This is a genomic window from Natranaeroarchaeum sulfidigenes, from assembly GCF_017094485.1.
In the GTDB taxonomy this organism is placed as follows: Archaea; Halobacteriota; Halobacteria; order Halobacteriales; family Natronoarchaeaceae; genus Natranaeroarchaeum; species Natranaeroarchaeum sulfidigenes.
Genome location: NZ_CP064786.1, coordinates 1,220,248 through 1,245,317, shown reverse-complemented (window position 1 = coordinate 1,245,317; position 25,070 = coordinate 1,220,248). Strand labels below are relative to the sequence as shown.

The 25,070-nt window shown below is 59.5% G+C and carries 32 protein-coding genes and 2 tRNA genes; 16 read left to right on the top strand and 18 right to left on the bottom strand.

The window, feature by feature from the left end:
* Positions 1-70 precede the first annotated feature (70 nt).
* From AArcS_RS06615 to AArcS_RS06605, 3 genes are all read left to right on the top strand, one after another.
* On the top strand, positions 71-1,513 hold the full coding sequence (locus AArcS_RS06615) for an MATE family efflux transporter (RefSeq protein WP_238479692.1): 1,443 nt from the start codon (positions 71-73) through the stop codon (positions 1,511-1,513).
* Positions 1,514-1,561: 48 nt separating this feature from the next.
* On the top strand, positions 1,562-2,050 hold the full coding sequence (locus AArcS_RS06610) for a CBS domain-containing protein (RefSeq protein WP_238479691.1): 489 nt from the start codon (positions 1,562-1,564) through the stop codon (positions 2,048-2,050).
* Between the two features lie 70 nt (positions 2,051-2,120).
* Positions 2,121-2,582, top strand: coding sequence for a hypothetical protein (locus AArcS_RS06605; protein ID WP_238479690.1), 462 nt, complete (start codon positions 2,121-2,123; stop codon positions 2,580-2,582).
* 5 nt (positions 2,583-2,587) lie between these two features.
* Here AArcS_RS06605 and nucS read toward each other — a convergent pair whose 3' ends face one another.
* Positions 2,588-3,334: an endonuclease NucS gene (gene nucS / locus AArcS_RS06600; RefSeq protein WP_259372679.1), complete on the bottom strand. Its 747-nt coding sequence runs from the start codon at positions 3,332-3,334 to the stop codon at positions 2,588-2,590.
* 120 nt (positions 3,335-3,454) lie between these two features.
* Between nucS and AArcS_RS06595 the strand changes: the two genes are divergently transcribed.
* The 3 genes from AArcS_RS06595 (at position 3,455) to AArcS_RS06585 (ending at position 5,837) form a co-directional block, all read left to right on the top strand.
* On the top strand, positions 3,455-5,182 hold the full coding sequence (locus AArcS_RS06595) for a glutamate--tRNA ligase (RefSeq protein WP_238479689.1): 1,728 nt from the start codon (positions 3,455-3,457) through the stop codon (positions 5,180-5,182).
* Between the two features lie 76 nt (positions 5,183-5,258).
* Positions 5,259-5,332: transfer RNA gene (locus AArcS_RS06590), tRNA-Lys, on the top strand.
* A 142-nt stretch (positions 5,333-5,474) separates the two neighbouring features.
* Positions 5,475-5,837, top strand: a complete 363-nt coding sequence (locus AArcS_RS06585; RefSeq protein ID WP_238479688.1) for a DUF7344 domain-containing protein — start codon at positions 5,475-5,477, stop codon at positions 5,835-5,837.
* A gap of 9 nt (positions 5,838-5,846) precedes the next feature.
* On the opposite strand, the gene guaB is transcribed toward AArcS_RS06585, so the two are convergent.
* Entirely contained in the window at positions 5,847-7,337 is a 1,491-nt protein-coding gene (gene guaB / locus AArcS_RS06580; RefSeq protein WP_238479687.1) for an IMP dehydrogenase, read from the bottom strand.
* A gap of 238 nt (positions 7,338-7,575) precedes the next feature.
* Here guaB and AArcS_RS16045 point away from each other — a divergent pair, with 238 nt between their 5' ends.
* The 10 genes from AArcS_RS16045 (at position 7,576) to AArcS_RS06535 (ending at position 13,071) form a co-directional block, all read left to right on the top strand.
* Complete coding sequence (locus AArcS_RS16045; RefSeq protein ID WP_510627375.1) at positions 7,576-7,773, top strand: DUF8099 family protein; 198 nt, start codon at positions 7,576-7,578, stop codon at positions 7,771-7,773.
* A gap of 3 nt (positions 7,774-7,776) precedes the next feature.
* Entirely contained in the window at positions 7,777-8,655 is an 879-nt protein-coding gene (locus AArcS_RS06575) for a DUF5794 domain-containing protein (RefSeq protein ID WP_238479686.1), read from the top strand.
* 105 nt (positions 8,656-8,760) lie between these two features.
* Positions 8,761-8,935, top strand: a tRNA-Trp gene (locus tag AArcS_RS06570).
* A gap of 82 nt (positions 8,936-9,017) precedes the next feature.
* The gene (locus AArcS_RS06565; RefSeq protein ID WP_238479685.1) at positions 9,018-9,293 is read left to right on the top strand and encodes a DUF7563 family protein; all 276 of its coding nucleotides are present in this window, start codon (positions 9,018-9,020) and stop codon (positions 9,291-9,293) included.
* Positions 9,290-9,715, top strand: a complete 426-nt coding sequence (locus AArcS_RS06560) for a hypothetical protein (protein ID WP_238479684.1) — start codon at positions 9,290-9,292, stop codon at positions 9,713-9,715. Before AArcS_RS06565 ends, AArcS_RS06560 begins: the two co-directional genes overlap by 4 nt.
* Positions 9,705-10,100 (top strand): hypothetical protein, encoded by a 396-nt coding sequence (locus AArcS_RS06555; protein WP_238479683.1) that lies wholly within the window; start codon positions 9,705-9,707, stop codon positions 10,098-10,100. The genes AArcS_RS06560 and AArcS_RS06555 overlap by 11 nt, the downstream gene beginning before the upstream one ends.
* Positions 10,101-10,468: 368 nt before the next feature.
* Positions 10,469-10,669, top strand: a complete 201-nt coding sequence (locus AArcS_RS06550; RefSeq protein WP_238479682.1) for a hypothetical protein — start codon at positions 10,469-10,471, stop codon at positions 10,667-10,669.
* Positions 10,666-11,169 carry a PD-(D/E)XK family putative nuclease gene (locus AArcS_RS06545; RefSeq protein WP_238479681.1) on the top strand — a complete coding sequence of 168 codons (504 nt, stop codon included), beginning with the start codon at positions 10,666-10,668 and terminating at the stop codon, positions 11,167-11,169. The genes AArcS_RS06550 and AArcS_RS06545 overlap by 4 nt, the downstream gene beginning before the upstream one ends.
* Positions 11,159-11,452, top strand: coding sequence for a hypothetical protein (locus tag AArcS_RS06540; protein ID WP_238479680.1), 294 nt, complete (start codon positions 11,159-11,161; stop codon positions 11,450-11,452). The genes AArcS_RS06545 and AArcS_RS06540 overlap by 11 nt, the downstream gene beginning before the upstream one ends.
* The gene (locus tag AArcS_RS06535; protein WP_238479679.1) at positions 11,449-13,071 is read left to right on the top strand and encodes a DUF7845 domain-containing protein; all 1,623 of its coding nucleotides are present in this window, start codon (positions 11,449-11,451) and stop codon (positions 13,069-13,071) included. Before AArcS_RS06540 ends, AArcS_RS06535 begins: the two co-directional genes overlap by 4 nt.
* Before the next feature lie 260 nt (positions 13,072-13,331).
* On the opposite strand, the gene AArcS_RS06530 is transcribed toward AArcS_RS06535, so the two are convergent.
* From AArcS_RS06530 to AArcS_RS06455, 16 genes are all read right to left on the bottom strand, one after another.
* On the bottom strand, positions 13,332-13,625 hold the full coding sequence (locus tag AArcS_RS06530; RefSeq protein ID WP_238479678.1) for a hypothetical protein: 294 nt from the start codon (positions 13,623-13,625) through the stop codon (positions 13,332-13,334).
* Entirely contained in the window at positions 13,622-13,990 is a 369-nt protein-coding gene (locus AArcS_RS06525) for a hypothetical protein (RefSeq protein WP_238479677.1), read from the bottom strand. The genes AArcS_RS06530 and AArcS_RS06525 overlap by 4 nt, the downstream gene beginning before the upstream one ends.
* A complete protein-coding gene (locus AArcS_RS06520; RefSeq protein ID WP_238479676.1) occupies positions 13,987-15,939 on the bottom strand; it encodes a hypothetical protein in 1,953 nt (650 codons plus the stop codon). Before AArcS_RS06520 ends, AArcS_RS06525 begins: the two co-directional genes overlap by 4 nt.
* A 216-nt stretch (positions 15,940-16,155) precedes the next feature.
* On the bottom strand, positions 16,156-17,631 hold the full coding sequence (locus AArcS_RS06515; RefSeq protein ID WP_238479675.1) for a right-handed parallel beta-helix repeat-containing protein: 1,476 nt from the start codon (positions 17,629-17,631) through the stop codon (positions 16,156-16,158).
* Entirely contained in the window at positions 17,628-17,957 is a 330-nt protein-coding gene (locus tag AArcS_RS06510; protein ID WP_238479674.1) for a hypothetical protein, read from the bottom strand. The genes AArcS_RS06515 and AArcS_RS06510 overlap by 4 nt, the downstream gene beginning before the upstream one ends.
* 48 nt (positions 17,958-18,005) lie before the next feature.
* Positions 18,006-18,332, bottom strand: a complete 327-nt coding sequence (locus tag AArcS_RS06505; RefSeq protein ID WP_238479673.1) for a hypothetical protein — start codon at positions 18,330-18,332, stop codon at positions 18,006-18,008.
* A gap of 5 nt (positions 18,333-18,337) precedes the next feature.
* Positions 18,338-18,631 carry a hypothetical protein gene (locus AArcS_RS06500; protein WP_238479672.1) on the bottom strand — a complete coding sequence of 98 codons (294 nt, stop codon included), beginning with the start codon at positions 18,629-18,631 and terminating at the stop codon, positions 18,338-18,340.
* Entirely contained in the window at positions 18,628-18,879 is a 252-nt protein-coding gene (locus tag AArcS_RS06495) for a hypothetical protein (protein WP_238479671.1), read from the bottom strand. Before AArcS_RS06495 ends, AArcS_RS06500 begins: the two co-directional genes overlap by 4 nt.
* Positions 18,880-21,363: a hypothetical protein gene (locus AArcS_RS06490; protein ID WP_238479670.1), complete on the bottom strand. Its 2,484-nt coding sequence runs from the start codon at positions 21,361-21,363 to the stop codon at positions 18,880-18,882.
* Complete coding sequence (locus tag AArcS_RS06485) at positions 21,360-21,557, bottom strand: DUF2188 domain-containing protein (protein WP_238479669.1); 198 nt, start codon at positions 21,555-21,557, stop codon at positions 21,360-21,362. The genes AArcS_RS06490 and AArcS_RS06485 overlap by 4 nt, the downstream gene beginning before the upstream one ends.
* A complete protein-coding gene (locus tag AArcS_RS06480; protein ID WP_238479668.1) occupies positions 21,554-21,964 on the bottom strand; it encodes a hypothetical protein in 411 nt (136 codons plus the stop codon). The genes AArcS_RS06485 and AArcS_RS06480 overlap by 4 nt, the downstream gene beginning before the upstream one ends.
* A complete protein-coding gene (locus tag AArcS_RS06475; protein ID WP_238479667.1) occupies positions 21,965-23,170 on the bottom strand; it encodes a hypothetical protein in 1,206 nt (401 codons plus the stop codon).
* 2 nt (positions 23,171-23,172) lie between these two features.
* Positions 23,173-23,739 carry a hypothetical protein gene (locus tag AArcS_RS06470; RefSeq protein WP_238479666.1) on the bottom strand — a complete coding sequence of 189 codons (567 nt, stop codon included), beginning with the start codon at positions 23,737-23,739 and terminating at the stop codon, positions 23,173-23,175.
* Positions 23,726-24,046 (bottom strand): hypothetical protein, encoded by a 321-nt coding sequence (locus AArcS_RS06465; protein WP_238479665.1) that lies wholly within the window; start codon positions 24,044-24,046, stop codon positions 23,726-23,728. The genes AArcS_RS06470 and AArcS_RS06465 overlap by 14 nt, the downstream gene beginning before the upstream one ends.
* Positions 24,046-24,549, bottom strand: coding sequence for a hypothetical protein (locus AArcS_RS06460; RefSeq protein WP_238479664.1), 504 nt, complete (start codon positions 24,547-24,549; stop codon positions 24,046-24,048). The genes AArcS_RS06465 and AArcS_RS06460 overlap by 1 nt, the downstream gene beginning before the upstream one ends.
* Positions 24,550-24,579: 30 nt before the next feature.
* The gene (locus tag AArcS_RS06455) at positions 24,580-25,065 is read right to left on the bottom strand and encodes a hypothetical protein (protein ID WP_238479663.1); all 486 of its coding nucleotides are present in this window, start codon (positions 25,063-25,065) and stop codon (positions 24,580-24,582) included.
* Positions 25,066-25,070 lie beyond the last annotated feature (5 nt).

Genomic DNA, 25,070 nt, shown 5'->3' with positions numbered 1-25,070 from the left:
CCGCTCTGTGAGGGTCGCACCCATCGAAGAACAAAGCCGTTTTTACGACTGACTGATTAGTCAGTCACCAGTGTATCGTCCCCCCAACCCGATCCGGCTCCTCATTCTCTGGATCGGGCTCGGACTTGCCCGTGCCGGGTTGATCGACCGGGAGCGTGCCATCCAGACGACAGAACTCGCGTGGCCCCGGATCGTTACGGGTATCGCGCGGATGTCGAAAGGTGCAGTCGACGTGGCACTGGTCGGCGTCGCGGTCGGTACCTCGGCAGTCGCGGGCGTCGGCTTTGCCGGACCGTTCTGGGGTCTCGCGTTCGCGCTCGGAGGCGGGGTCGCCGGCGGTACCATTGCACTCGTCTCCCAGCGATACGGTGCGGAAGCCCACGACGAGCTCGGGCTCGCGGTCCGATCGAGCACCCTGCTCACAGTCGTGATCACGATTCCAGTGACCATCGTTTTCTGGCTTATCCCACACGAACTCATCTCGATCATCTCCAGCAATCAGGCAGCGATCGATTACGGTGCCCTATATCTCCAGTACGTCGGGCTTGGCGTACCGTTCGCGGCACTCAACCTTGTCGGGAGTCGCACCCTCGTCGGAGCCGACGATGCCTATACTGCGATGCTGGTCCGGGCAGGTGGAGCGATTGCGAACATCATTCTCAGTGTTATCCTGATCTTCTGGCTGGATATGGGCGTTATCGGCGCGGCGTGGGGTACTGTCCTCGCAAACATCGCCGTCACCGCTACCTTCGCAATGGGGCTCGTCTGGGGGCGTTTCCCGACGATGGGTGAGTTCCCAGTGCAGATCGACCCCACTGGGACCTACGTCGATCCTGGAACGCTCCACGACCTGGTCGAGATCGGTCTGCCGGTCGGTGCGCGAAATCTCGTCTGGACCGTCGCAGAGTTCCCGATGCTCGGTATCCTCGACATCTTCGGTGAGAACACCGTCGCGGCGTTCGTCATCGCCCGTCGGATCTGGGGCATCATGAACGCGCCAGGGTGGGGCTTCGGACTCGCATCGTCAAGTCTCGTCGGGCAAGCACTCGGCAAAAACGACGAAGGAACTGCGACCGCCTACGGCTACGACATCATCATTTTCTCTGTCGTGACGTACGCACTCTCGGCGGTCATTATCGCCATTTTCGCCGAGGATCTGGTCGTCCTGTTCTCGGACGATCCGGCGGGCGGCGAGATACCGATCGCGATCAACCTCGTTTACGCGGCCTGTGTTGCAGTCGTCTTCGCGGGGGTCTCCAGCGCCGCTGCAGGGCCCCTCGATGCCAGCGGCGACACGCGTGTGCCCTTCGTCAGCCAGTTCATCGGGATGTTCGGCGTCGCCATCCCACTGGCCTATCTCGGCGCGACAACCCCGCTCGGCTACTGGGGGCTGTATCTGGCCTTCGTCGCGGAGACCACGGTCCCCGCGGCGATCAACTACTGGCGGTTCCAGACTGGCAAGTGGAAGGGAATTAGCGAGGCCTACCGGCCGGACGTCACGGCGGACGACTGACTCTCGTCCCACCACAACACCTACACGACACCGCTGTGAAACTCCGCTATGGTGCGAACAGCCTCCTTCATGACGGAGCCGGTCGAGACCGTTCACCGCGACAGCCGGGTAGACGACGTACTCGAACGGCTCGCACAGGCCGATTTCGAGGGGTTTCCGGTCGTCGATGACGACGAACGGGTCGTCGGCATCGTTACACAGACCGATCTCGTCCGCCTGTTTCGCAAGAAAGACCGCATCGTCTGGATCCCGATCGGTGTTCCGCCCTTCAGCGAGACACTGACGTATGGTTTCGACCTTTCCCTCGACGAACTCGACATCGGGATCGACGCGGCGAAAGCAGCCCGCAAGCCGATCCACGAAATCATGACCACGGACGTCGTCACGGTTACCCCCGACACTGCTCTCGAGGAGGTCATCGTTCTACTCACCGACGAAGAACGAGATATCAACCGCCTTCCGGTCGTCGAAGACCATCGGATTGTCGGCATTGTCACGCGGGAGGACGCCCTGCGAGCGGTTCGGGATAACAGCTAGGATCGCATTATCGATCCTGCAGTACGATAGGCGACTACTAACTATCCGTCGCTCCGGCCAGCCTCTACGTATGGCCGAGGATCGAGCGGCGGCACCGACCGATGAGCCGCGGACGCCTACAGCGGCGGATACCAGCGGGTACGGTATCACGATGACGTTTCTCGGTGGACTCCTGCTCGCACTTGCGTACTACGGCGTCGTTGCGATACAGGGCGGACAGCCCATCGGCGAAGCGCTCCCGCAGCCGTTTTACATACTCGCCATTGCGTTCCTGTTCGTCATCGAGTTGCTGAACAGTCGTCACCTTGGCTCACTGGGATTCCTCCGTGCCGTCGCGTTCGCGGTGATCTATGGTGGGCTGTTCGTCTTCGCTGTCGAAGGCGGGCAGTACATCTGGGAAGACCCCTCCGTCGCGCTCGATGGCTACGCGGGGGTCACTGTCTTCGCCGTTGCCATCGTCGTCGCCGCGCTGATCTACGTCGGCTATCTGGCGGTCGTCGAGACACGCCGAGCGCGCAGTGAGGGCAGGTAGTGGACTCACTTGCGCGGGGTGAGTGAGACGAACTCCAGTCCGTTTCGCTCCAGTAAGTCCGCGGCCCGATCCGTAACCGATGGCGAGACGAGGATTCCCCGTATGTCGGCGTCGTCGTGCAGATCACGTCGGAGCGCATCGACGTACCGATCGAGCTGGCCGACAGCGTCCGGACCGACCCGTTTTCGCTTGAGTTCGACGGCGACCGTCCGGCCGTCCGCATCTTCGCCGAAGATATCTATCGCACCCGCCGCTGTCTCGCGCTCCGTCGCCAGCGGCGTAAAGCCCTGTTCGACGAGTTCGGGATCGTCGAGGATCCGGTTTCGGAGATCCTCTTCAGTTCCATCAAGCGACAGTTCAGTGGCATCATCCACGGCGAACGTCGAGACCTGTCCAACCCGTTCGAACTCCACGACAAGTCGCTCCGCGGGTGTCGAACGCTCGCTTTCCAGGACGACCCTATCGCCCTCTGTGCTAACTTCGTGGGTACAGCCCGGTGGCTGCCAGTTGACCGGCTGTTGGCCTTCGTCCGTATGGACAAGGATCGAGCCGTCCGGCTTGCACATGACGTGGCGGTCGCCTAGCCCGAGCGTCGACGACGCACGGCCATCGTAGTCGACTGTGCATCGGCCAAAGGCCGTGACGAGGCGATCGCCCCTGAACCCGTCGTCAATGATCTCGGCGGCCTCGCGAAGTGACGGGTCAACGTTCGTGCGTATCCGGGGGCCCGTATCGTCGGTTCCTGCTGTCACTGGTTCTGATTGCATGCTGGGGCACAAAAACGGCGCGTTCGACGTGCGGTGCCTGTCACGGGAGTCTCGACGCGGAACAATCCACGGCAGTTTTGACGCCCCGCCGAGTATCGATCGGTAATGAACGACGAACTCCGCGAGCGGGTCGAACAGGAGGTCGAAAAACACGCTCTCATCAACGCCGTCAAACACGATAGCGACGCGGACGTCGGCGCGATCATGGGGCCGCTGATGGGCGAGAATCCCGAGTTCCGAGAGCATGGCGACGAGATCCCCGGAATCGCGGGCGGCGTCATCGCCGAGATCAACGGGCTTTCTGCGGACGAACGGCGGGAGCGACTTGCCGAGGTTGCCCCCGACGAACTCGACGAACTGGAAAGTGAGGACGAGGAAGACGAGCAGGTCCTGCCCGACCTCCCTACTGCTGACGAATTTGACGAGGTCCGGATGCGCGTCGCCCCGAACCCGAACGGTCCGTGGCATATGGGCCACGCCCGGATGCCCGCCGTGATCGGGACGTACAAGGAGCTGTACGACGGCTGGTTCTGCGTCCGCTTCGACGATACCGACCCGGAGACCAAGCGACCCGACCTCGACGCCTACGAGGAGATCCTCGACGCGATTGAGTATCTCGGCTTCGAGCCCGATGCCGTCTATCGCGCCAGCGATCGTGTCGAGACCTACTACGAGCACGCCCGCGAACTCATCGAGCAGGGCGGCGCGTACACCTGCTCCTGTTCTGGCGAGGAGTTCAGCGAACTGAAAAACAACGGGAACCCCTGCCCGCACCGCGACAAGGACGTCGGGACGGTTCGTGAGGAGTTCGCCGACATGGTTGCAGGCGAGTACGAAAGCGGCGAGATGGTACTTCGTGTCAAGACTGACATCGAGCACAAGAACCCCGCACTCCGGGATTTCGTTGCGTTCCGGATGATCGACACGCCGCATCCGCGCGAGGAGGCCAGCGAGTATCGGTGCTGGCCGATGCTCGACTTCCAGAGCGGGATCGACGACCACCTGCTCGGGATCACCCACATCATCCGCGGAATCGACCTGCAGGACTCCGCGAAACGCCAGCGCTTCGTCTACGATTACTTCGACTGGGAGTACCCCGAAGTCGTCCACTGGGGCCACGTCCAGATCGACGCCTACGACGTTCCGATGTCGACGTCCTCGATCAAGGAGCTGATCGACGAGGGCGACCTCGACGGCTGGGGGGACCCGCGCGCACCGACGATCGCCAGCGTCCGCCGCCGCGGCATCCGCGGTGAGGCGATCACCGACGCGATGGTCGAACTCGGCACGTCGACGAGCAACGTCGATCTGGCGATGTCCAGCATCTATTCCAACAACCGCGACCTGATCGGCGACGAGTCGGATCGGGCCTTCTTCGTCCGGGACGGCGTCGAGGTCCCGCTCACCGGCTCGGGCCCGGAGGAGGCGACGCCGCCGATCCACCCCGACCACGAGGACCGCGGCACTCGTGAGATCCCGGTAGGACAGGCCGTCCTGATCGAACCCGAGGACCGACCGAACCACGAGGAACGCGTCTGGCTGAAGGGACTGGGCTGCGTGAAATACACCCGCGATACGTTCCAGTTTACCGGCGACGACATCGACGCGGTCCGCGAGGAGGGTGTCGACGTGATCCACTGGGTCCCCGCCGAGGAGTCGGTCCCGATCCGGATGCGTACGATGGACGGCGACGTCACCGGTCGCGCTGAGCCCGGATTCGAGGAGTACGACGCCGACGACGTAGTCCAGTTCGAGCGTATCGGCTTCGTCCGGGTCGACGAAGTCGATCCGGCAGATGAGACCGACGCAGTCGTCTACTACGCCCACCCCTGAAACCACTGCTCGGCGGCCGAAACCGATCGACAAACGTAACGTATTTCACTATACCCCGGCAACGTCGTGATACGTTGGGCCGGTAGCTCAGTCCGGCAGAGCGTCTGACTCTTAATCAGACGGTCGCGCGTTCAAATCGCGTCCGGCCCGCTCTTGCCACGAACAATCGTGAGTGGCAAAACGGCAACAAGTCATTTGAACTGGAACATACACTCCAATTGACATCCCCCATATAGGGAAGTAGTTAATATACAATCATTATATACTTGGATGCTGTTATCGACTGTTGCCCATGGATACACCTCGCCAACAGGTCCCGAAGAGTAGTAACTCGCCGGAATCATGGTCGGGTGAGCGCGTGGACGAAATCATGCGCCTGCTCGCACCGAAGCGACGACAAAGAATCGTCGCGATGCTCGAGGAGCGACCGAGGACGATCGACCGCCACGTCCTCGCCCGCGCGCTCGCAGCGACAGAAAGCGGCATGGATATTCCCGGGGACAACGCCGTCCAACGTGTCGAGATCGATCTACACCATAACCACCTCCCGGCGCTCGATGAGGCAGATGTGCTCCAGTACGACCCCGATCGAGGGACAGTCCGACTCGGCGATGACAGACGAGTGAGACGACTGCTCGCAACTATCAAACAGTGACTGTGATCCTTACTCTTCGGGGCTGTAGTTCGGCGCTTCGTCGGTAATGACGACGTCGTGTGCGTGGCTCTCTGCCTGCCCGGCGCTGGACACACGGACGAACTCGGCGCGCTCTTTGAACTCGGGGATGGCCTCCGCACCCACGTATCCCATCCCGCTTTGCATCCCACCGGTCAGCTGGTGGAGTTCGCTGGCGAGGCTTCCCTTGTACGGTTTGGCCGCCTCGACACCCTCAGGGACGTACTCCTCCTCGTCAGGTTCTTCTTTGAGATACCGGTTGTCTTCGGTGTCGCCGCCTTTCATCGCGCCGACGCTGCCCATCCCGCGGTACTGCTTGTACTTTTTGCCGTTCATCGTGATGACGCGGCCCGGTGCCTCGTCGGTACCCGCAAAGTACGAGCCGAGCATGACGGCGTCCGCACCCGCGGCGATGGCCTTGATCGCGTCGCCGGAGTACCGGATGCCACCGTCGGCGATGACTGGCACGTCGTGCTGACTGGCGACGTCCGCAACCTGTGAAACGGCAGTGATCTGGGGCATTCCCGCACCGCTCACGACGCGCGTCGTACAGATACTACCGGGACCGATCCCGACCTTGAGACCGTCAGCGAAGCCGACGAGATCCTCCGCAGCTTCACGAGTACCGATGTTCCCCACGACGACATCTGCATCGACGCTCTCTTTGATTTCTTTTGCCCCCTCGACGACGTTCCTGTTGTGTGCGTGAGCACAGTCGATAAAGAGTACGTTCGCTCCAGCCTCGTCGGCCCTGATCGCTCGCTCCGTGCTGAACGGACCGACCGCGACGCCACAGAGCAGCCGCCCTTCATCGTCGCGTGCTGCGTTGTTGTATTCGCGGCGCTGAAGAATGCCCTGCATCGTGACGAGCCCGGTCAGGCGGTTCTGCTCGTCGACGACCGGGACGCGCTCGATCTTGTGCTCGTACATCAGTTCGAGGGCTTCTCGGGCGGTGACGTCTTCCGGCGCGGTGATGACCTCGTCGGTCATCGCCTCCTGAACCTCGTCGCGCTCCCCGACTTCGAGATACGGGCGAATGTCGGTTCCACTGATGATTCCAAGCACCTCGTCGTCGTCGTTGACGACCGGCGCGCCGCTGACCCCTTCGGCTTCCATCAGCGCGTCGACGTCCCGGACGGTCTGTTCCGGTTCTGCGGTGACGACATCCCGGATGATCAGTTCATCGGCCCGCTTCACTTGCGTGATCTCGTGGACCATCCGGTCGTCGTCCATGTTCCGGTGGATGACGCCGAGGCCGCCCTGTCGCGCCATCTCGATCGCCAGTTCGCTCGTCGTCACCGTATCCATCGCTGCTGAGAGGATCGGCACGTTCAGATCTACGTTTTGCGAGACTCGCGTCGAGAGGTCGGCTTCGTCCGGTTCGACGGTACTTTCTTTCGGTCGGAGCAATACGTCGTCGAACGTCAACGCCTCTGGAACATCCAACTTCGAAGAGAAGTGTCCATTCGTGTCGTTCGCCATGTTGATGGTCCGTTTCGGCCGCCCAAAAACGTTGCGAGATGCTACTCCTCTGGGTGAGCATATCACTCGATTGGCGACGAGCAGCTATCGAGCATAGCAGAGACGATGTGACCGATCGTCTACCATACACACGGACTGATATCCAACTCAATAACCTGTGTCGAATATACTGCTGAATTCGACATATGTGTACGGTCCTCACGCAACGTTTATCACTCGATCTGAACAATGATGATATATGCAGTCCACCAGTCCCACTGTCCAGAGCAACGCCGGTCAGTCGACCCTCGTTTCCGGCAACCGCTTTACATGCTCCTGGATGGGGACAAAACTGGTGGACAATTCCACCGCGATCGAATGGCTGTCCCACGGCGGCGACGGCGTACATCGCGGGATACACCACCCATCGGCCACGGGGTACGGCCGTCCTGGTTGAGCGATGAGTACCTCCCAACATCCGATCGCACTGGAGCTAGAGCGTCGCGTCGGCGGCGCGACCAAGCTCCTTGCGACGGTGATGTTCCTCCCGCTACTCGATGGTATCTTCCCGGCGCTCGTTCTCGCAGGTGCATTAGATACGACTGCGGGCATCCTGCAGGTCGGGTTGCTGGTCTTTGGCGGCAGTGCAACCGTCGCCGTAATTCTCGCCGAAATGGACGGTACGCCGCGCAGTCAGGCAAAGACCGTCCTGCTCGTCGGGATCCCATTGATAATCGTCGCCGGGATTGAGGCCGCACTAGCACCCTCGATCGCCGAACTCGTCGATCTGGTGATCTTCGAGCGGTTCGCCGCGCTGGTGATCCTCGCAATCGCTGCCAAGACGGCGAGTGCGACCATCGGCGAGTACATGCCCCGCCCGGCGGTTATCGTCGGACTCGGTCTGTTCGCCAGCCTCGATCCCTCGGGTGCCGAGCTCGTGTTCGTCTCCGATCCCGAACTGGTCGCCCGCGGTGTCGCCGCGGCTGGCGTCGGTGTCGGCTTCGCGCTCCTGGTCGCCCTGTTCGGGCCGATGCTCCGGTCGATGGTCGACCTCGACCGGTTCCGATTCGGCAGTGCTGTCGCGCTCGGTCTACTCCCGCTCTCGCTGCTCGACCTGCCGCTTGGCGATCTGGCTCCACTGGCCGTGCTCGTCCTGACGGCCGTGTTCGCCCTCGACCCGAACGCCTCGAACACGCTCGGAGACGCACCGACAACGAAATCCGATTCGGGCGCAACGGGACAGGCACACGTGACCGACGGAGGTCCAGAGCCTGTCTGGGACGCCGACGAGGAGAGCGAAGACGGGTCGGCAAGCGAACGACGCGAACCCTGGCTGTGACAGACGGTTGCTCGGCCGATGATGCAAACCCGCCCCAGGAATAGATGACCGATATAGTTCCGAATCGAAACCACTTTAGGGCGGTACGGGCTACGCTGTAGTGACGGGGCTGTGGCCAAGCCAGGCATGGCGACTGACTCCAGAGATTGACACCCGGTGACGAACTCCAGACTGATATACTGAGCGCGCGACTGATCATCGCTCGCGTTGACGACTCTCTGGAGAACCGAGGTGAATCGGAGATATCAGTCGATCGGGGGTTCAAATCCCTCCGGCCCCATAGCGGTTCTAAGTCTATCTAAACAGTTCCTAGACGTTTCTACAAAATTCAAAACCGTCAGTCGTGACCGGAGGTGGTTGGCGTGAGTCCCACTCGTCTCGCGACTCAACAGTACGACGAGTGCCGATGCTGCGGATCGAAGACCACTCAGAACGACCGGCGGCTCTACGGCGACAACAACGACATCCTGCATCGGTGCCGGAAGTGCGATACCTCCGAGCGTCTCCGTCGTGGATCCGGCGCTGGCGTCAACGTCGACCTGTTGGACGATCCACTCGAGGAGCCCCAGCGCTACCGCCATTCGAACAATCTCCCGCCAATGGTTGTCTCCGTGGATAACGGAGGTGAGACCGCGTGAGGCTCATCGTCGACAAGGGATCCAGACAGCGGGTCTGGGATAACGTCGAGCGTATCACCGTCGATCGCGAGTCCCACAACGACAAACTCTGCTGGGAGCTCAGCGAGCCGGAAGAGATCGGCTGCGACAACGTCGTCGATAGCTGGTCTGAGATGTGTGTCGGCGTCGAAGCGTTCATCATCGAGCCCGAGCCCGGCGAGGACGTCGAACCCCGTCGGATCGAACGCTCCTTCGGCAGGATCGACAAGGACGCCCCCGACGTAATCGTTGCTGAGCAACACGAGGTCGTTGCGGATGGTGGTCGGGACACTCCCCACGTCGAGATCTCTGGGTTTGATGATGTCGAGGAAGCGCAGAATGCAGCCGATCTAATCGCCGAGCTGACGCCGATCAGAGAGGAGGTGATCGACGTTGCCGAGTGAGCAGTCCGGTAAGTCCACAAACGGGACTTACCGAATCGAAAACGCTCGTCTCGTCGGGCGAGAGTACAACCTTCGGCTCTCGTATACAGTCGAGTTTGACCTGAACCTCTTAGCTGGTCCCGAGGACTGGCAAGCCCTCGACGAGGCCGAGCAGCGGTCGCCAGTGCTCCACTCGGAGCCGACAGACTGGGATCTCGTCCACCACGAAGTTGATGCAGTTCGTGAGATCTACGAGGACGATCCCGAAGCTGGCGAGATCGTCGACTGGATCGACGAACCCAGTGCGCCGAGCGAGAGCACTTTTTGGGACGACTCGAAGCACTTCAACGACCGTTACAGCGATCCGGGAACCGAGCAGCCCGAGCGAGGTGATCGGGATGTCTGAGAGCGTTATCGATCGAACAAATACAGACTCAATCCGGGCACAGAGTCTCAATTACAGTCTCCTTCGCCGGTCGTATATTCGAAGGCACAACGAGATATACCACGACTACCCGTCTGGTGTGCCACCACTCCATATCCCGCCCGACTTGGAGGGGGTGGTACCGTGACAGACGATACCGAACACTGTCCTAAGTGCGGGAAGGAGTACGCACGACGGGACGTCTTAACCTCGGATAGTCCCGCAAATAAGCGCGAAGACGGTAAGACCGTTGTTGCGTTCCACCACTCGGAACACTCCATCCACGTGGTTCTTTTCGAGGATTTGGAGTGCACACTACAAACGGGGACTGACCAACCGGAGGTCGAGCGATGACCCGGTACCTCGATATCGCGCTCGCATGTGCGATCGCTCCCGTCGACGAGATCGAGGACGGATCACTCTCCGCCCGCCAGCAGCTGGACGAGGTCGTCGTGCAGCGTGATCGTGGCGGGTTCGACATGCAGGTTGCTTGCTTCGATGTTGACGATCTGTATCCACTGCTTCCGGAATCGCTACGGAGGTCAGCATGAGCTCTCCGGCCAGGTCTCTGAGCTCGAAACGGGCAGGCGATCGAGCGGAGAGCAACGTCATCCACGAGGTTGTCGAACTCGAGTACGTCCCCGATTCTGAGATTGAGCACGCGGACGCCGAGGTTACGACCACGATATCTCCCGGTCCGTCGCTTCCGACAGTCGCGCTACCTGTCGTCGAACGCGGTACTCTGGTTGAAATCAAAAGCGCGATGGTGCGTCTCGACAGCGGCGGAACCGGTCGGTTCTATCTCCGTCGCGAACAGCACAACGCGATTGTCGAAGACGGCGGTGTATACCTGTTCGCAGTCTGTGAGCCCACTCCCGACCGGACGGTTCTCGCTCTGAAGTTCGTACCCGCAACTTCACTCGACGACGTGGTGAGTTCCTGGCGGTCTGCAGGTCCGGATCGGCCGGAGTACACACAGCTTCGATGGGGACGGATCTTCGATAGGGACGAGATCGGGGACCGGTCAGGAGGTGAATCGCATGTCAACTGAGGTTGACGGCGATCGTGACCTCGAGGCCGAGGCAGCCGAGGCCGAAGCCGGAGAAGTCGGCATCCCTTTCGACGCGATCTGCACCGGTTGCGGTCAGACGCGAGTGAAGCGGGCCGACGAAGATCCCGAGAATCCGTCCTCATTCAAGCATGTCTGTCACCAGTGTGGAGGCGTTACCTGGTGGAATCCGCTTAGTACGCTGACCGGGTTGATGCGCTCGAACGGCCATCCAGCGCTGGATGACGAGGACACCGACGCGTCTCGAGCGAGGTGGTCGGGATGATCGACATCGATCACATTCAGCCTCACATCCACGAGGCCGACGTCTTCCTCTGGTTCGCGGATCACGGCCTCTCGCCGTACTGGGCGATCCGGAACGTGCTGATCCACGAGCTCGATGGCTACGTGAAGCGGACTGTGGACATCGGTGAGGATCCTTGGACGATCTCGCTCGGTTACTCTGACAGCGGTATCGCACCGCGCGACTCCGACGCAGTCGAGCGGGATGTTCTGCGGGATTTCGAGCTCCACATGGAAGGCCCGAACCAGGCGAAGGTCCACTATCAGATTCGTGCCCGTTTTGACGAGATGTGCGGTCCGGACGGCGATGAGAAGAACATCCCGTGGCGGGGCGGTGAGGGGCTCGACGTCCATAGTCAGCCGTCGAACATCCCGCTGGACCAGATACCTGCCTTACTCAGGCGAGGTCTCGATGAGGTGTTCGATGCCGTCGAGGATTCGATGAACCCATCGTACTTCCGTCGACCACTCCCCGAGAGCACTATCAGCACGCTTGAGTTCTACGTCCGGCTGCGACGTCAGTATGCTGAGAAGCTGATTCGTACTGACGGTGCTTTCTATAGGCTGATGCACCTACTCGCCGACGAGGAGGGAACAGAGTGGGTCTACTCTGCGAACAATAAGGAAATCGTCGGTCACCGTCACGCGATGGATCTGTGTCCGCAGTCCGCTGCTGAACTTGGTCCAGATCACAGCGCGGGCATCCGAATGAAGTGCTACCATCCGAAGCACGCACGAGACTCTGAGAGTGACGACGATCCGCTCTCTTCACCGAAGTTCGGCGTCGCATTCCACAAGTCGATTGACGGAAGTGGTCGGAAGTGGCGCAATCGTGAAGACATCTCTCGCGAGCTCGAAGAGACGCTGGTGAACGTTCTGCGCTGGGCAGATATCCCGGCCGAGCCGGATCCAACTTGCTACGTGGAAGACAACCATTTTGAAGTTCAGGCGTCCGATCGAGACATCGCGGACGTCGCGGACCCGACGCCGCGCCTCGAGGCCGAGCAAGAGTCTCTTTTGCTCTCGGTGCTGGGTGAGTTGACTCCCACCGCTCGCGAGGCGACGAAGGTACTCGCTACCGACGGTGGCGGTGGTGTCCATTACAACGATCTCGCGGAGATGACCGGCTCCTCGACGTCAACGATCTACCGTGTCCTGGACCAACTGGGCGACGCCGTCAAAAGCGACAACGGCATGGTGAAGTTCTCTTCAGAGAAGATTCGCCAAGAAGTGGTCGGTATGGTTGATCGCCTCGACGACATCGTCGACGACACTGCTGCTCGGCTGGCCGAGCTCGCCAACGTCGATCTCCGTTCTCGTGCTGGCTCAGCGCTGGAGAAGTGGATGGCGAAATACGGTGCAGAGTTCGTCGATCGTGATGGCGGTACGATTCGCTTCGATACCGTTCTCTCGACGTTCAAGAGAAGCTCCCAGCCTACCATCGAGGACGTCCTCGAGGAGGGTCTTGAGGCCTGGACTCGGTGCGGTCGTGATGGTCAGACGTTCCTCGAGCTCCGCTTCGAGATTAAAGACGTCGTCGGCTCTGGATACCGTGGCGGCTCGCGAGATCGCGGCCGTGTTGCGTCGATCATCGGCCGGTAGCGCTGTACTGGTGAGAGGCATCACTATCCTGCGGGTCCGTCTTTTATAAGTAAGTGGCAAGTACCCCGCTTTCAACTGCAACCACCGATTATATTTTTCCAGCCATCGAGCACTGTAACGGCTGATCGGCCGGAGATCCGTTCCCGGCGATCGGGCAGATCCCCTTAGGGAGTGTCCCTAAAAGGGACATTAAGAAAAAAAGACCCCCGCTACCGCACCGCTCCACCTGATCCACGAGAAAGGTAGGTACTCGCCGCGTCTCACCGGCCTGGCGACTGTCGCTGGATCCAGAGCCACGAGCCTGCGAGCGTCACGCCCAGGAAGATGATCAGCAGGCCGATGCGAGCAACCTGCGGCGGAGCGAACTCGATCATCAGTCCTCCGGCCAGCATCAACGTCACACTTGGCAGAGCGACGCTGTCGGAGTTTATGTAGATCGCGGCGATGACTGTGATCAACATCACACCAGCGAAGAGCTCGCCCATCGTCGAGGCGAACGGCTCGTGGAGTGCCTCGATGATCTCTCCGTCCAGGAAGGAATCGAAGGCAGTCATGATATCTGCATCCCCCTGAGCACGCTGATCAGGTCAAACGCCGCTGCGATGTACAGTGGAGCGAACGCGAAGATCACGATGAACTCCGGCACCCCCATGTTAAGAACCAGTGTCGGCGCTGCGAAGATGATGCTGAAGAAGCCAGTGAGCGCGTCCACGGCCGCGAGAGTCGCTCCGCCGATCGCATCGATCAGACCGAGCGGCCCTGATCCGATTGCTTCAGCGGCATCCTGTCCACGTGAGACCTCGCGGTCGATCCCTGTCTCGGGGCCCATTCCCCAGACCTGTGCCACTCCGGCACTGTACAGGAAATTAGCTGCCGCGTTGCTCATCACCAGTATGATCGTGAGAGATCTGATCATCATTGTGTTATACCACCTCCTGCCGCCATGCGGGCCATCACGCCCACAGCCAGCGCTCCGAGGATCCACGGTAACGGCAGTGGTAACCAGCCCACTGCCCACAGACCCAGCGCGACCGCGGGCACGATCACGGCCCCGATCCTTGCAGTGCCGACGCTGAAGAAGCCAGCAACGAACACGAGCAAGCCGCCTGCAAACATCGACACCCAGTCGTCGCCCATCGGCAGTCCGACCGGATACCGGCCCTGGCCGACGATCGTCGACGCGCCGACCTCTTCATCATCGCGGTCGGCTGTCCACGTCACGGACCAGGTAGTGTTGGTCTGCTCGTCCGTCAGTGGCTCCGTGATAGTGAGGTTCCCATACGGTCCCCGATGGGTCTGATCATAGATCGTGTTCTCCTCGTCACCGTGCTCGTGGATGACCACGTTCACGTCTTCAGTGTCTTCAGCGAGATCCGTCAACTGGAAACGGATATACTCCTTCTCCTCCTCATCGTCGATATACTTTGCTTCCCAGGTAAGCCGCTCTTCCTCGCCGATTGAGTCGCCGATATCCCACGTGAGGGTACCGACACTGAGCGGCACCGTCTGCGTTTCCTCAGCTGTATGATGACCCAGAACCCGTTCGTCACCATCGGCGTTTCGGATCGTCAGTCGATACCGATCGCCTTGCTCGAGTGTAGTCTGATACCCGCTCACTCCGAACTGATCGGCTGCGACGATCCGGTACCTCGAATCACCATCTCGCTCGATCGGCTTCTCGATAATCAACTCAGTCTCATCCGAGTCGAAGTTCCCGGTCTCGTCGTCGAGCGTGAACAGGATATCAACGGAGTCCGCCGTCTCCGGGAGCAGGTACATCTCCTGCTGTTGAGCGAGACTATCGAGGATCATCTGCCGGTTATGGAACTCCTCTGATTCTGCGACCACAATCAGACGCTGGTTCACCGGCAGGCCGGTCAGGTCGATCTCCCCATCCGTTGTAGTCCGAGTTGCAACCTCACCGTCATCAGCGAAGAACGTCACCGTCACCTCATCGGTGATCAGCGAGTCCGGATCAGACTCGTCACGCAGCTCCAGCGTGTCTGGTACACCGAACTCGTAGGTCGTGCTGGTGGTCTGACCGGTGGTGTCCGTCGCGGTGACGGTCCACTCGTTTTCTCCAGGCGGGATATCTTCGACTTCGGCTTCGACTCGTCCAGACCCGTCGATCGTTTCGGTGTGGATCTGGTCGCCGTTGTGGCTGATCTCGACCTCGGTCGTCGTGCCGTCCGGATCCTCGACATCTGCAGATAGTGTCGTGGTCCTATCCGCGATCTCCGAACCATCGTCTGGATCAGGATTCGACACTCGCGGTGGACCTTCGGAACTCTGCAGCGTCACGCTGTGCTCGGAGTGCGGTAGAGTCACTGATAGCGATCCATCGTCATCAGTGGTCTCCCACGTTAGCAGCTCGCCCGTTTCCTGGTCCACGAGCAGGATTGTCCTGTCCGATGGCAGGTCCTCGATCGTCATCTCCGTAGAGCCATCGTCAGGTCCAGCATAGACAAAATCGGTCGTGTCCGAATCCGGATCCATATCGCGGAACTCGAGCTCGGTGATGTCACCGGAGACAGACACGGACTGCTTGTCACCCGGATCGATCGTCATCTGGTTGCCGTTCGTGTCGATCTGACTGAGATGCGTCCAATCACCATCGATTTGATCCACGCGTGCGTACGTCGGGCCCGTCGATGAGATCGTGCCGTGAGGGCTCAGGTCGACGGTGTTCGCGTCGGGGAACGGCTGCTGAACATTCGTCTCGATATCGTGTCCCAGTTCGATTTCGGGCCCGTCCGTAGCATCATAGTGCGCTTCTTCGGTGACAGTATAGAAATCAGTGACAGCACCGACGACGAACGGAGCGGAGAATGCTAAAAGAACACCCACCACTACGAGTACAATTTTCATGCGATGACTCAGTCCATCTGTGTCGCACTCGTCTGTCATCTTTCAAGGATGGTACCGTTAATACTCACTGGTGACATTGCTGGTTGATATAAAAAGAAGATCCTCAGCTCAGATAGAAATATGCTACAATGTGAACGACAATACAGATTCGAGTGTGAACTACTAACTGTTAATTTCGGCGAGTTGTGAGCGGATTAGCTGTTATACCGTTCTTCACTATAGAGCAGTTGTGTCGACAGTAACCCACTCGGTCCCATCGTAGTAGGCCCATCCCTCCGATCCCGTTGTCCCATCGTTGTAGGCCCAATTACCCTCAATCTCATCTAACTGCGTTACATCAACCGGGATTTCTGGCGAGTTGTCACGGATAACATTACATGATGATTCGTCTTGTACTAAAAACTCATCTGCAACATTATCCGTCAGGACGCTACCAACTCCTGCATCGTCAAAGACGAGAATTCGGCTATTAGAAGCAGTGTTGCCTCTGATCTCTGCGCTTGCACCATCTTCGACTCCGATTGCTTCGTCAAATTCCTGGTCTCTAATCCGATTCCAGGCAACCCGTGCATCTAAGTCTCCGTTTAGACGGATGCCGATACGATAGCCATCCGATGCGCTAATGAGGTCATTATGGGCGATTTCGTAACCAGTTCCCCCTTCGACCCGGATAGCATCGCCCTGCATATCCTCTAAGCTGTTGTGTGAGAATGTTACGTTCTCGTTCTCGTTTATCCAGCCCAAACGGGTTGCATGGTCACAATCCCTAAATGTATTCCAGTATATTTCACAATTCTTTAAGTATTCACGGCCCCTGATACCCACCCCGGTCGCTTCTTCAGATCCGATATTTTCCACTGTGTTTGCAAACACTTTGATATGCTCCAGCCATAGAATCTGCCCGTCATGCTCATCCCCAGTCAACGCTATCCCTGCCTCTGTCCCCCCTGAGATATAATTCCCAAAGACTAACACATTTTGGGTTTGCTCACCGGGATAGCGGCTTTTAACCTCGATCCCTGTTTGGCGTTCATAACAGTGATTAAATGCCACCACCCCGTTTTTCGACCCTTCCTCTATTTCGATACCATGTGATCCAAAGTCTTCATCGTCGAATTCCCCTTTAGTTGTGCAGAAGTAAATTCCAAAACCGTCCGTATTACGATGCATCACAAGTGGATCGTCCCGAACGTTCGTCCCAGTAATATGATGAATTTCGACGTTTTTGCAGTTGAACGGCTCGATGCAGTAATTGGCATTTAGGTCGGTCGTCCCGTCGATGGTCATGTGCGAAAACTCGATGTTTTCCAAATCTTCTGCATAGATAACCGACCGGCCAAAATCAGCCCCATCAACGGCGTCTAATCCATCGGTAGGCCGGAAGACAGTCCCCGCCTCAGACTCCCCTCTGAAATAGACGTTATCAGACATAATGATCGGATCTTCGGGGTCGTATTCACCGTTAACGGCGACAACCGTACCACCGCCAGCGTCTGAAACCTCTTCGATTATGGCGGAGATCTCCGCCGCAGACATTGACGGGTTGACATACCGGACGGTGTTTACCTCGTCTGTATGTAACGAATCCAGAACTGTTTCTCCAAGTTCGATTGGAATGGTCTCTCCAGTCTCGGGATTCTTTCCGACGATCTTTCCATCTTCGTTGACGAGTTGAATATTGTTTTCTGTCATGATTTCACGAGGTTATTTAGTTGTAGTGCTGATGCGTTTTCGAAGACGAGCTCGCCGCTCGTCTCGATCGTGACTGCATCGTAGCTCTCATGCGTCTCTTCTGAGATAGTGTGAGATTCGCCAGATTTGATGAGCAGTACCTCATCTGGTTCGCGCAGTTCCTGTTCGGGTTCCTCTGACTCTCCATTCCCGTTCGTCGAAGCCTCTCCGTTGTCGTCTGACGGCGGTTCACCATCATCGTCGTTACTACTACAACCGGCGAGGGCTGCTGTACCGCCCGCAGCTGAGAGGATGAGAACATCCCGTCTGAATATTTTTGATTCCATTCGAGATGTTCACCTTTTGTCATAGAGTTATTATAAAACATATTCATATCACTCCGAGGTAGTATCCTCAAGAACAATTGATCCGGTACTAATATGATCTGTGTTCTGATACAGGTCATTGACGTAAATCGCGTCGACCGGACTATCTTGAGTTCCAATGGTTCCACTGCCCTCTTCAGCAACTGCCCGCCCGACTGCTCCGTACGTCGAAAGTCCTCCGACTGCTGCTCCGGTACCCAACATGGCGACGCCCTCGAGGATCTCCCGACGGCTGTATCCGTTTGGCTGCTTCGCACTGCTCGTCGCTCGATCGAGCTCTTCACGCACGATCTGTCGGATCTGTTCTTCTGAGTCTGGATGGTTTGCTCTGCTCATGATGATTACCTCCGTCGGCCTCCTGCCCCGAGGAATCGCTCGCGGAAGACCGCGAACAGGATGATTAGCACGATGAAACCGCCGCCCAGTATCGTCGGGGCCTGCTGCAGGACGACGGTGTGATAGCGATCAACTGTGCCACTGTACCCCTGCTCTTCGACGGCGTCGATGTCCGTCGACATGTCCACCAGCGCGTCGATGATCGGCGGTGCGACGATCGTGAAGATCCACAGCGCGACCAGCACGGTCACGAAGAAGATCATCACGCCGATCAGGTCCGCCTGAGCGCGATCCCTCATCGCGCACCACCTCGCACCCACAGTGCCTCCCGGATCAGGAACGCCGCCGCCGCGATCGTCGCGAACACCGGAGCCAGTCGCCACATCTCACTGACCCGTGAGTAGTTCGTCTGTGCCGGAGCGCTCTCGGCGTGATCAGCCGCCATCGGATCGATGACGTCGATGATCACCGGGTCGAGACTGATGTAGATGAAACTGAAGACAGCCAGCGCAACGACCGTGATCACGATGCGCCAGCTGACTGCCACTCAGAACCACCTCCACGACTGCCCCTCTTCGGGCGGCTCGGGCTCGTTGTCGAGCTGATTGGCACGACCAAGCCGCTCGATCGGGTTTACCCAGCCAGCATCTCGGCCAGGATCGACCTCGGTCTGAGGCTGACCGTCAGCCTCATCTGGAAGATCGAACCGTGGCCGCCGTGGACGTGATCGCTGTCGTGTGCGCAATTGCTGGCGTTGCCCCTGAGTCTGTGTCTGGGTCTGTGCCTGCGTCTGTGTGCTATCAACCAGACTATCGGACCTGGCTCCCGTCATCGAACCGAACAGCGAATCAGTATCTAAACGTGCATCGAGCGCTGCGTCAGCGGCTGTGTCGACTTGCGACTGCTGGTCCTGAACCTGCAACAGATCCATTTGCGCATCGGGCTGAGCCGATTCAGTCAGTTGCTCGCCCGGTACCGCCAGCGCAGTAGCAGCAGTTTGACGCTGATCGAAGCGGCTTCCCATCCCCTCTACTCCTCGCGTTCTGCCTCCCTGCGGGACTGCTGAATCGGCCGTTGCTTCCCGCGTGGTAGTACGCGAACCGACGTCCTGCGATCCCATACGGTCTCGGACCGCATCCAGCTCGCGCTGGAATGCTGCATCGCTGGGGAACTCCTCGCGCGGTGGTAGCTGGTCTTCCGGCGAGCGGTGTTGCCGTCCTCGCTGCTGCGGCTCGACGACGATCGCCTCATCGAGTCCTCGATCCGGACGCGTCATCGTACCCTCGCCGCCCCAGCGTTCGGTTATCTGATCGACACGCTCAGCAACGGTCGGGTCGCTCGGGTCTGCCTCCGGGCTATCCCGTGAGATAGTTCGCTCCTCTGCCTGACGGCCCTCGCTCGATCGCCGCTGTCGCTGATCGAGTTGTGCCGTCTGGTCGCGACGGAACTCGTCGAGTCGCAAGTCGAAGTCTGGTGACCGATCCCGTGCCGCACGCCCGACTCGTGGCGCGCCGATCGGCGCGAGTGTTGCGACCGCTGCACCGGCTGCTGACCCGCTTGCTTCGACCGGATCATCCCGAAATGCATCAACCGCGCCTTCACCCATACGCCGGGCTGCGTCGGCGTCATCTTCGTCGACATCAAGCCGGATCCCGGTACCTCCGATACCCGGCTGGACCGAATCCGATAGGAACTCACCAGCTTCTTCCGCGAATAGGACGCCGCCAGCCGGTGACGCAAACGCGATTCCGGTTTCTGTGCCTGAGCCAGCAAACTGTCGTGTCGTGCTGTCCTCACCACGGACGAGATCTCCGACGTCCTCGCCGAACTCGACGAAGCGCTCGTCCTCGGCGACGAGGAAATCACGGTCTGTCTGCTCGCCGCGAATGATCGCACCGACGCCGCTGATGCCTGATTCGCGCTGGATGTCGACCTCGACGCCGTCCTCGGTCCGCTCTACTTGGACGCGCTCCGGGTCGGCTCCTCCAGATCCGAGGAAACCGTCTTCGATGTCATCGAGCACTTCTTGTCGAACCTCCTCTTCGACAACCTCGTCACGGACGTCGGCTTCGAGCTGACCGCTGCTCACGTCAAATCCAACCGTGATCTCGTCCTCGTCGAAGCGAGTGTCTTCAGCCACCTGTTGGCGGAGCTCGTCACGCGGCGCTGTTTCCTCGGCACCACGAGCGCGCTCTGGCCGGGAATCGGGGACCTCATCGCCAACTCCCGGGAGTCTTTCGGCAGGGTCGCCGACGGATCTACGAGCCGTCTCGAATTCGAAGGCCGCGCCTGCAGCCATCGGCGCGAATGCCTCCCCTGCACTGTCGAGAGTGTCGCTGGCCCCCTCAGCAACTGATCCGAACGCATCGCGTGCATCGCTCCCGGAGACGCCGCTTTCCAGACGCTGGGCTGACTCCCCAGTTACTTGAATGTCGAACTGGCTGCCGTCCTGCTGCAGCTCGACGTCGTCTGCTTCGACTCGTTGGTCTTCGCCTGCGAGTTGCTCCCTCAACAGGTCTTGCTGGACGTTCTCCTCACTGACGTCCGCGCCGAAGTCAATGCTCCCCGCATCGACTGAAGGTCCCGTCTCGATCTCCGATGCCCTGTCTCGGATCTCTTCCGGCGCGTCTCGGACTGTATCTGCCGCGTCCTCGACGGCACCCCGCGGGTCCTCCGCGATCTCGCGTCCTCGGTCGACCACGTCCTCGGCACGGTCGCGGATTCCGCGGTCTTCGCTTTCTGACTGGTCACTGCTTTCAGAGTCCTCGGACTCGCTTTCGCTCTCCGATGCTGGCTCAGGTTCTTCGTCTGCAGCCTCTCGGCTCGTCTCCCGCACCTTCGTGTCGCTGTCCGTGCTCTCTTCACTCTCATCGTCATCATCCGATCCGATTGTATCGGACACACGATCCCGAGCACTGTCGACCGTGTCACCGATTCTCGACCGTAACGACGAGCTACTCTCTTCCTCTTCTGAATCAGCCTCTTCAGATGCACCGCCACCGCCACCACCGCGCACTGGTGCGTCTCTCATCGTCCACCTCGTGGGTTGATCCGGTTCTGGACGGTGCCGTTCCGTCGACGGACCTCGAGCGTGGCTCCGACGCGCAGAGCTTGCTTTCGTCCTTCATCCACTGCTCTACGCTTCTTTCGATGATTGCTCTTCGTGACTCCGTTGACCTTCACTGTCCACTGGCTTCCGGACGGCGCGACGACGACTCGGCTCATTCGTCGACCACCTCGATGAAGATCCGATCCTCGAGAGCGACTGACAGCGCCGAAAGTGCCAAGAGCGCAAAGACAATCAGGACAGCGGCCTCGACGATCGCTGGCAGTCCCAGAACCGAGACCAGCAGTGGCGTCCAGATCACTCCGACCACCGCAGCGAAGACCGGCAACAGTGAGACGTACGCCTCTGCGTGTCCGATGTCCCTCTCTGTTCGCTCGGGATCGTCTTGATATAGCAGCCGCGGACCGTCGTCGGTCCGGACTGCTGCGATATCATCATCGTCCGACACCCAGTCGATGAGACGGAACAGCTGCCAGACCAGCGACAGCGCTTGTGGTTTCAGCGGAGCCGCAAGTGCGTCCAAGAATCGTACGTACGTGCTCGCGAGATGGCTACTGGCCGCCATCTACATCACCCCCATCATCACGTCCATCATCGGCGTGATATCCATCTGAACGGGAGTCGGGACAGCGCTACCAGCCTCACCGCCGTTGCCGCCGGACTGTGATCCCATCCACCAGCCCATGATCAGTGCGAGGAACATCCCCGAGTAGCGCATGATCTTGTCGGCGAGCTCGCCGCCGGGCATGTTCTGCGAGGCTTTGACTCGCTCCTTGGCGGTCTGGATCTTGTCGGTCGTTTCCTCGTTGCCTCCGAGGAGCTTGGCGTCCTCAGGCAGCACGAACGCACGCTCTTCGACCCAGATATCGTTGTGCCGTGCGTCGACCTCCGTCGGGTTCGCCGCTGCCTGTACCTCACCGCCATCAGGAACCACGACTTCGCCGTTCTGGTTGTAGTAGCCTCCACCGTACGTTGTTCCGCCGTCTGCGAGTTTTTCTTCGTGCATGTTTCGTCCGAGTCGCGGCGTCACTGCCGCCATCATCCGCGGGTACTTTGACAGGCTGTACCCCACTGGCGTGCCGAGCAGGTCTTTCGGCTTGCCGCCGATCCCCTCCGCCGAATACGGTTGTCCAGTATCTCGCGACTCGTACCAGCCGATATCCACGTCGTAGTCCACTCGTTCGAGTCCCCACCTGCCGTCCGAGTCACGAACCAGATTTAGCGCGTCTGCGGAGGCTCCCGAGCCGACTATTTTCGTTCCCAATATCAGCGCGAGGCCCTTCCGGATCTGCAGCTGGGCTCGCTCGTCGCTATCGGTTAGCCACTCGGGCATCCTGCTACCGATCACGTCCGGGAGGTAGCTACCGATCCGTTCACCGAGAGTCGGATCGGTCTGGTCGACGTTCGGGTCTTCGTCGTCGGACTCGAGGATATGCACCTCTCGGGCGATCTCGGTGTTCGGGACCTCTCTGAGAGAGCCGAAGTCGCGATAGCCCACGGTGATCGGCGTCCCGAACAGTGTGCCAGGATTCGCGCCCACGCCGTCTGCAGGGTAGCGCTTGGTGCCGTCGCGTGGGACGTAGAACTCCTCTTCGTCGTCTGTCTCGTGGTCCGCACGCACGAGCTCCCAGCCATCCGGCGAGACGACGTGTCCGACCACGTCTGCGTCCCCGAGGTAGTTGCTGTAGCCGCGTGTCGCGAGCCTGAGGCCGATCGAGCGTTTCGTTGGTATTCCGGGGATCTTCTCCGCGGCGGTTCCGAGCAGCCCCATCGTTACGACCTCCCCAGCAGGCTGCCGAAGACGCTGGAGTCATCGGACTGTTTCGAGTTCTGTTTGCTCTCGACGACATGGCTCAGCAGCAGTTCCATGAACTTCCCGCCGTTCGCCCGCGTTTCCCGGTCGTACTTCTGCTCGAACATCGATCGGATCTTTCGCTTCTGGTCCGGATCGAGCGGTTCTTTCTCGTCACCACGGATCCGCTGTCTGACTTTCTCGACGCGCTCGTTGGGAGTTCGCGACTCCCACGACGGGTAGCTCATCAGGATCTCGTCGGCGACGTTCGGGTTCAGCCACTTGCGCTCCCAGAGGTCGCGATCGTCGCGGATCGCGAGCACCTGGTCCATGTTGAGATGCTCCTCGGTCAGCTCCGGAAGCCAGCTTTTGTCCGACTGGGCACCGGTCGGCAGATCAGCTGTCGAGAGCAGCTCGATCACCTCCGGGTTCTGCATCATCTCCCGCATCATCTCCTGCTGAGGACCCATCCCAGCGCTGATGTTGCGGTCATCGCGCTGTGCTTCTCGTTCTTCTCGACGCAGTTCTTGTTGATCAGTTGCTGACATTGTTCATGATATCCTCCGAATCTGGCAGCCAGACCATCGTCGCAGCGACAGCGATGATAAGCGAGATCAACGCCATACCGTATGCGTACCACCCGGCCGCTGGCTGTGACTGTGTGACTGTGCCGCTATCCGTGACGACCTGGACGTTCGTCGACGCGATCGCGACGATCGCGAACAGAATCAGTGAGACGAACGCAGCGATGACGACCATCATCTCGTGGACTCGAGCCGAGAACCCGAGTCCGATCGAGATCGTCAGCGCTGCGTGTGCGAGCGCGAACAGAAACAACCACGTGAACTCCAGCATTATCGACGCCCTCCGTATGTTCCGCCACCGACTGATCTCGACAGGAGACCCAGCCCGGACAGGACAGCGGCGACTGCCAGTACCAGCGGAAGGATGCCCGCGATCTCGAATATCGTGGCGAGCGGGCCGATCATAATTGTGGCCTCCTCGGCTCGCTGGTCGTAGGAGTAATCTATCGAGGCATCTGCACCGTCCTCGGTGTTCGGTGTATCGAGGATGCGTACTGCTCCAGCGTCATTATCCCATTCGTAATCGTTACCCTCATTCAATTCGTCACCGTCCTGGTTCCGAACTGTTTCGTTATCATAGAATCCCGTAACGCCAGTATCGTCAGCTCTGTCTACGCTCACCCACTCTCCGACATCCTGGATGAAATGCTCGTCTTCGACGGTCTCGACGTCGGTCGGCGTGTCTTGATACGCCTCCGACACGGCGAGGACGCCTGTCGCTATGAGTGCCGTGACGATTGCGAACAAAACGACCGCTTGTGTGACTCTGCTCATGTCTTGATCTAAATATGTGTGAGATGCCGGTTATCGTCGGTTTTCGCCAGATCCGAATCCTCTCAAGAAGAAGAGGATCGATCCGGCGATGATGACGATCGGCAGCACGGAACCGAGATCGAACGCGCTGGAAAGCGGTCCGATAATGGACTGTGCCATTTCATCAGGAGCTTCGTACTCGTAGTCGACGTAAGCAGGATCTCCGTCAGTTACGTCTGCGGAGTCTAAGAACTGTATCTCTCCCTCGTCTGAGTCCCACTCGTAGTCGGTCCCTTCCTCGAGCGGAGTACCGTCATCAAGTTCCACATCGATGGTTTCTGAGAAGCTGAAAGCGTCTTCTCCCGGATCCAACGCGACAGGCTCCTCGATGTCCATGATTACCTCTTCGTCAGTGACCGATGCCGTATCAGTTGGCACAGTCGCGTACACCGAACCGATAACCAGCATCCCGATGATCAGCATCGCTCCTACTGCGACGATCGTGTTGATCGCGGAGCTGCCGATATCTCGGGCCATGGTTT

What these genes read in the sequence shown, in the direction of transcription:
- AArcS_RS06610 (WP_238479691.1), top strand. Translation starts at nt 1,562, where the DNA reads ATGGTGCGAACAGCCTCCTTCATGACGGAGCCGGTCGAGACCGTTCAC.
- AArcS_RS06605 (WP_238479690.1), top strand. Translation starts at nt 2,121, where the DNA reads ATGGCCGAGGATCGAGCGGCGGCACCGACCGATGAGCCGCGGACGCCT.
- AArcS_RS06595 (WP_238479689.1), top strand. Translation starts at nt 3,455, where the DNA reads ATGAACGACGAACTCCGCGAGCGGGTCGAACAGGAGGTCGAAAAACAC.
- AArcS_RS06585 (WP_238479688.1), top strand. Translation starts at nt 5,475, where the DNA reads ATGGATACACCTCGCCAACAGGTCCCGAAGAGTAGTAACTCGCCGGAA.
- guaB (WP_238479687.1), bottom strand. Translation starts at nt 7,337, where the DNA reads ATGGCGAACGACACGAATGGACACTTCTCTTCGAAGTTGGATGTTCCA.
- AArcS_RS16045 (WP_510627375.1), top strand. Translation starts at nt 7,576, where the DNA reads ATGCAGTCCACCAGTCCCACTGTCCAGAGCAACGCCGGTCAGTCGACC.
- AArcS_RS06575 (WP_238479686.1), top strand. Translation starts at nt 7,777, where the DNA reads ATGAGTACCTCCCAACATCCGATCGCACTGGAGCTAGAGCGTCGCGTC.
- AArcS_RS06550 (WP_238479682.1), top strand. Translation starts at nt 10,469, where the DNA reads ATGACCCGGTACCTCGATATCGCGCTCGCATGTGCGATCGCTCCCGTC.
- AArcS_RS06545 (WP_238479681.1), top strand. Translation starts at nt 10,666, where the DNA reads ATGAGCTCTCCGGCCAGGTCTCTGAGCTCGAAACGGGCAGGCGATCGA.
- AArcS_RS06540 (WP_238479680.1), top strand. Translation starts at nt 11,159, where the DNA reads ATGTCAACTGAGGTTGACGGCGATCGTGACCTCGAGGCCGAGGCAGCC.
- AArcS_RS06535 (WP_238479679.1), top strand. Translation starts at nt 11,449, where the DNA reads ATGATCGACATCGATCACATTCAGCCTCACATCCACGAGGCCGACGTC.
- AArcS_RS06530 (WP_238479678.1), bottom strand. Translation starts at nt 13,625, where the DNA reads ATGACTGCCTTCGATTCCTTCCTGGACGGAGAGATCATCGAGGCACTC.
- AArcS_RS06525 (WP_238479677.1), bottom strand. Translation starts at nt 13,990, where the DNA reads ATGATGATCAGATCTCTCACGATCATACTGGTGATGAGCAACGCGGCA.
- AArcS_RS06520 (WP_238479676.1), bottom strand. Translation starts at nt 15,939, where the DNA reads ATGAAAATTGTACTCGTAGTGGTGGGTGTTCTTTTAGCATTCTCCGCT.
- AArcS_RS06515 (WP_238479675.1), bottom strand. Translation starts at nt 17,631, where the DNA reads ATGACAGAAAACAATATTCAACTCGTCAACGAAGATGGAAAGATCGTC.
- AArcS_RS06510 (WP_238479674.1), bottom strand. Translation starts at nt 17,957, where the DNA reads ATGGAATCAAAAATATTCAGACGGGATGTTCTCATCCTCTCAGCTGCG.
- AArcS_RS06505 (WP_238479673.1), bottom strand. Translation starts at nt 18,332, where the DNA reads ATGAGCAGAGCAAACCATCCAGACTCAGAAGAACAGATCCGACAGATC.
- AArcS_RS06500 (WP_238479672.1), bottom strand. Translation starts at nt 18,631, where the DNA reads ATGAGGGATCGCGCTCAGGCGGACCTGATCGGCGTGATGATCTTCTTC.
- AArcS_RS06490 (WP_238479670.1), bottom strand. Translation starts at nt 21,363, where the DNA reads ATGAGAGACGCACCAGTGCGCGGTGGTGGCGGTGGCGGTGCATCTGAA.
- AArcS_RS06485 (WP_238479669.1), bottom strand. Translation starts at nt 21,557, where the DNA reads ATGAGCCGAGTCGTCGTCGCGCCGTCCGGAAGCCAGTGGACAGTGAAG.
- AArcS_RS06480 (WP_238479668.1), bottom strand. Translation starts at nt 21,964, where the DNA reads ATGGCGGCCAGTAGCCATCTCGCGAGCACGTACGTACGATTCTTGGAC.
- AArcS_RS06475 (WP_238479667.1), bottom strand. Translation starts at nt 23,170, where the DNA reads ATGGGGCTGCTCGGAACCGCCGCGGAGAAGATCCCCGGAATACCAACG.
- AArcS_RS06470 (WP_238479666.1), bottom strand. Translation starts at nt 23,739, where the DNA reads ATGTCAGCAACTGATCAACAAGAACTGCGTCGAGAAGAACGAGAAGCA.
- AArcS_RS06465 (WP_238479665.1), bottom strand. Translation starts at nt 24,046, where the DNA reads ATGCTGGAGTTCACGTGGTTGTTTCTGTTCGCGCTCGCACACGCAGCG.
- AArcS_RS06460 (WP_238479664.1), bottom strand. Translation starts at nt 24,549, where the DNA reads ATGAGCAGAGTCACACAAGCGGTCGTTTTGTTCGCAATCGTCACGGCA.
- AArcS_RS06455 (WP_238479663.1), bottom strand. Translation starts at nt 25,065, where the DNA reads ATGGCCCGAGATATCGGCAGCTCCGCGATCAACACGATCGTCGCAGTA.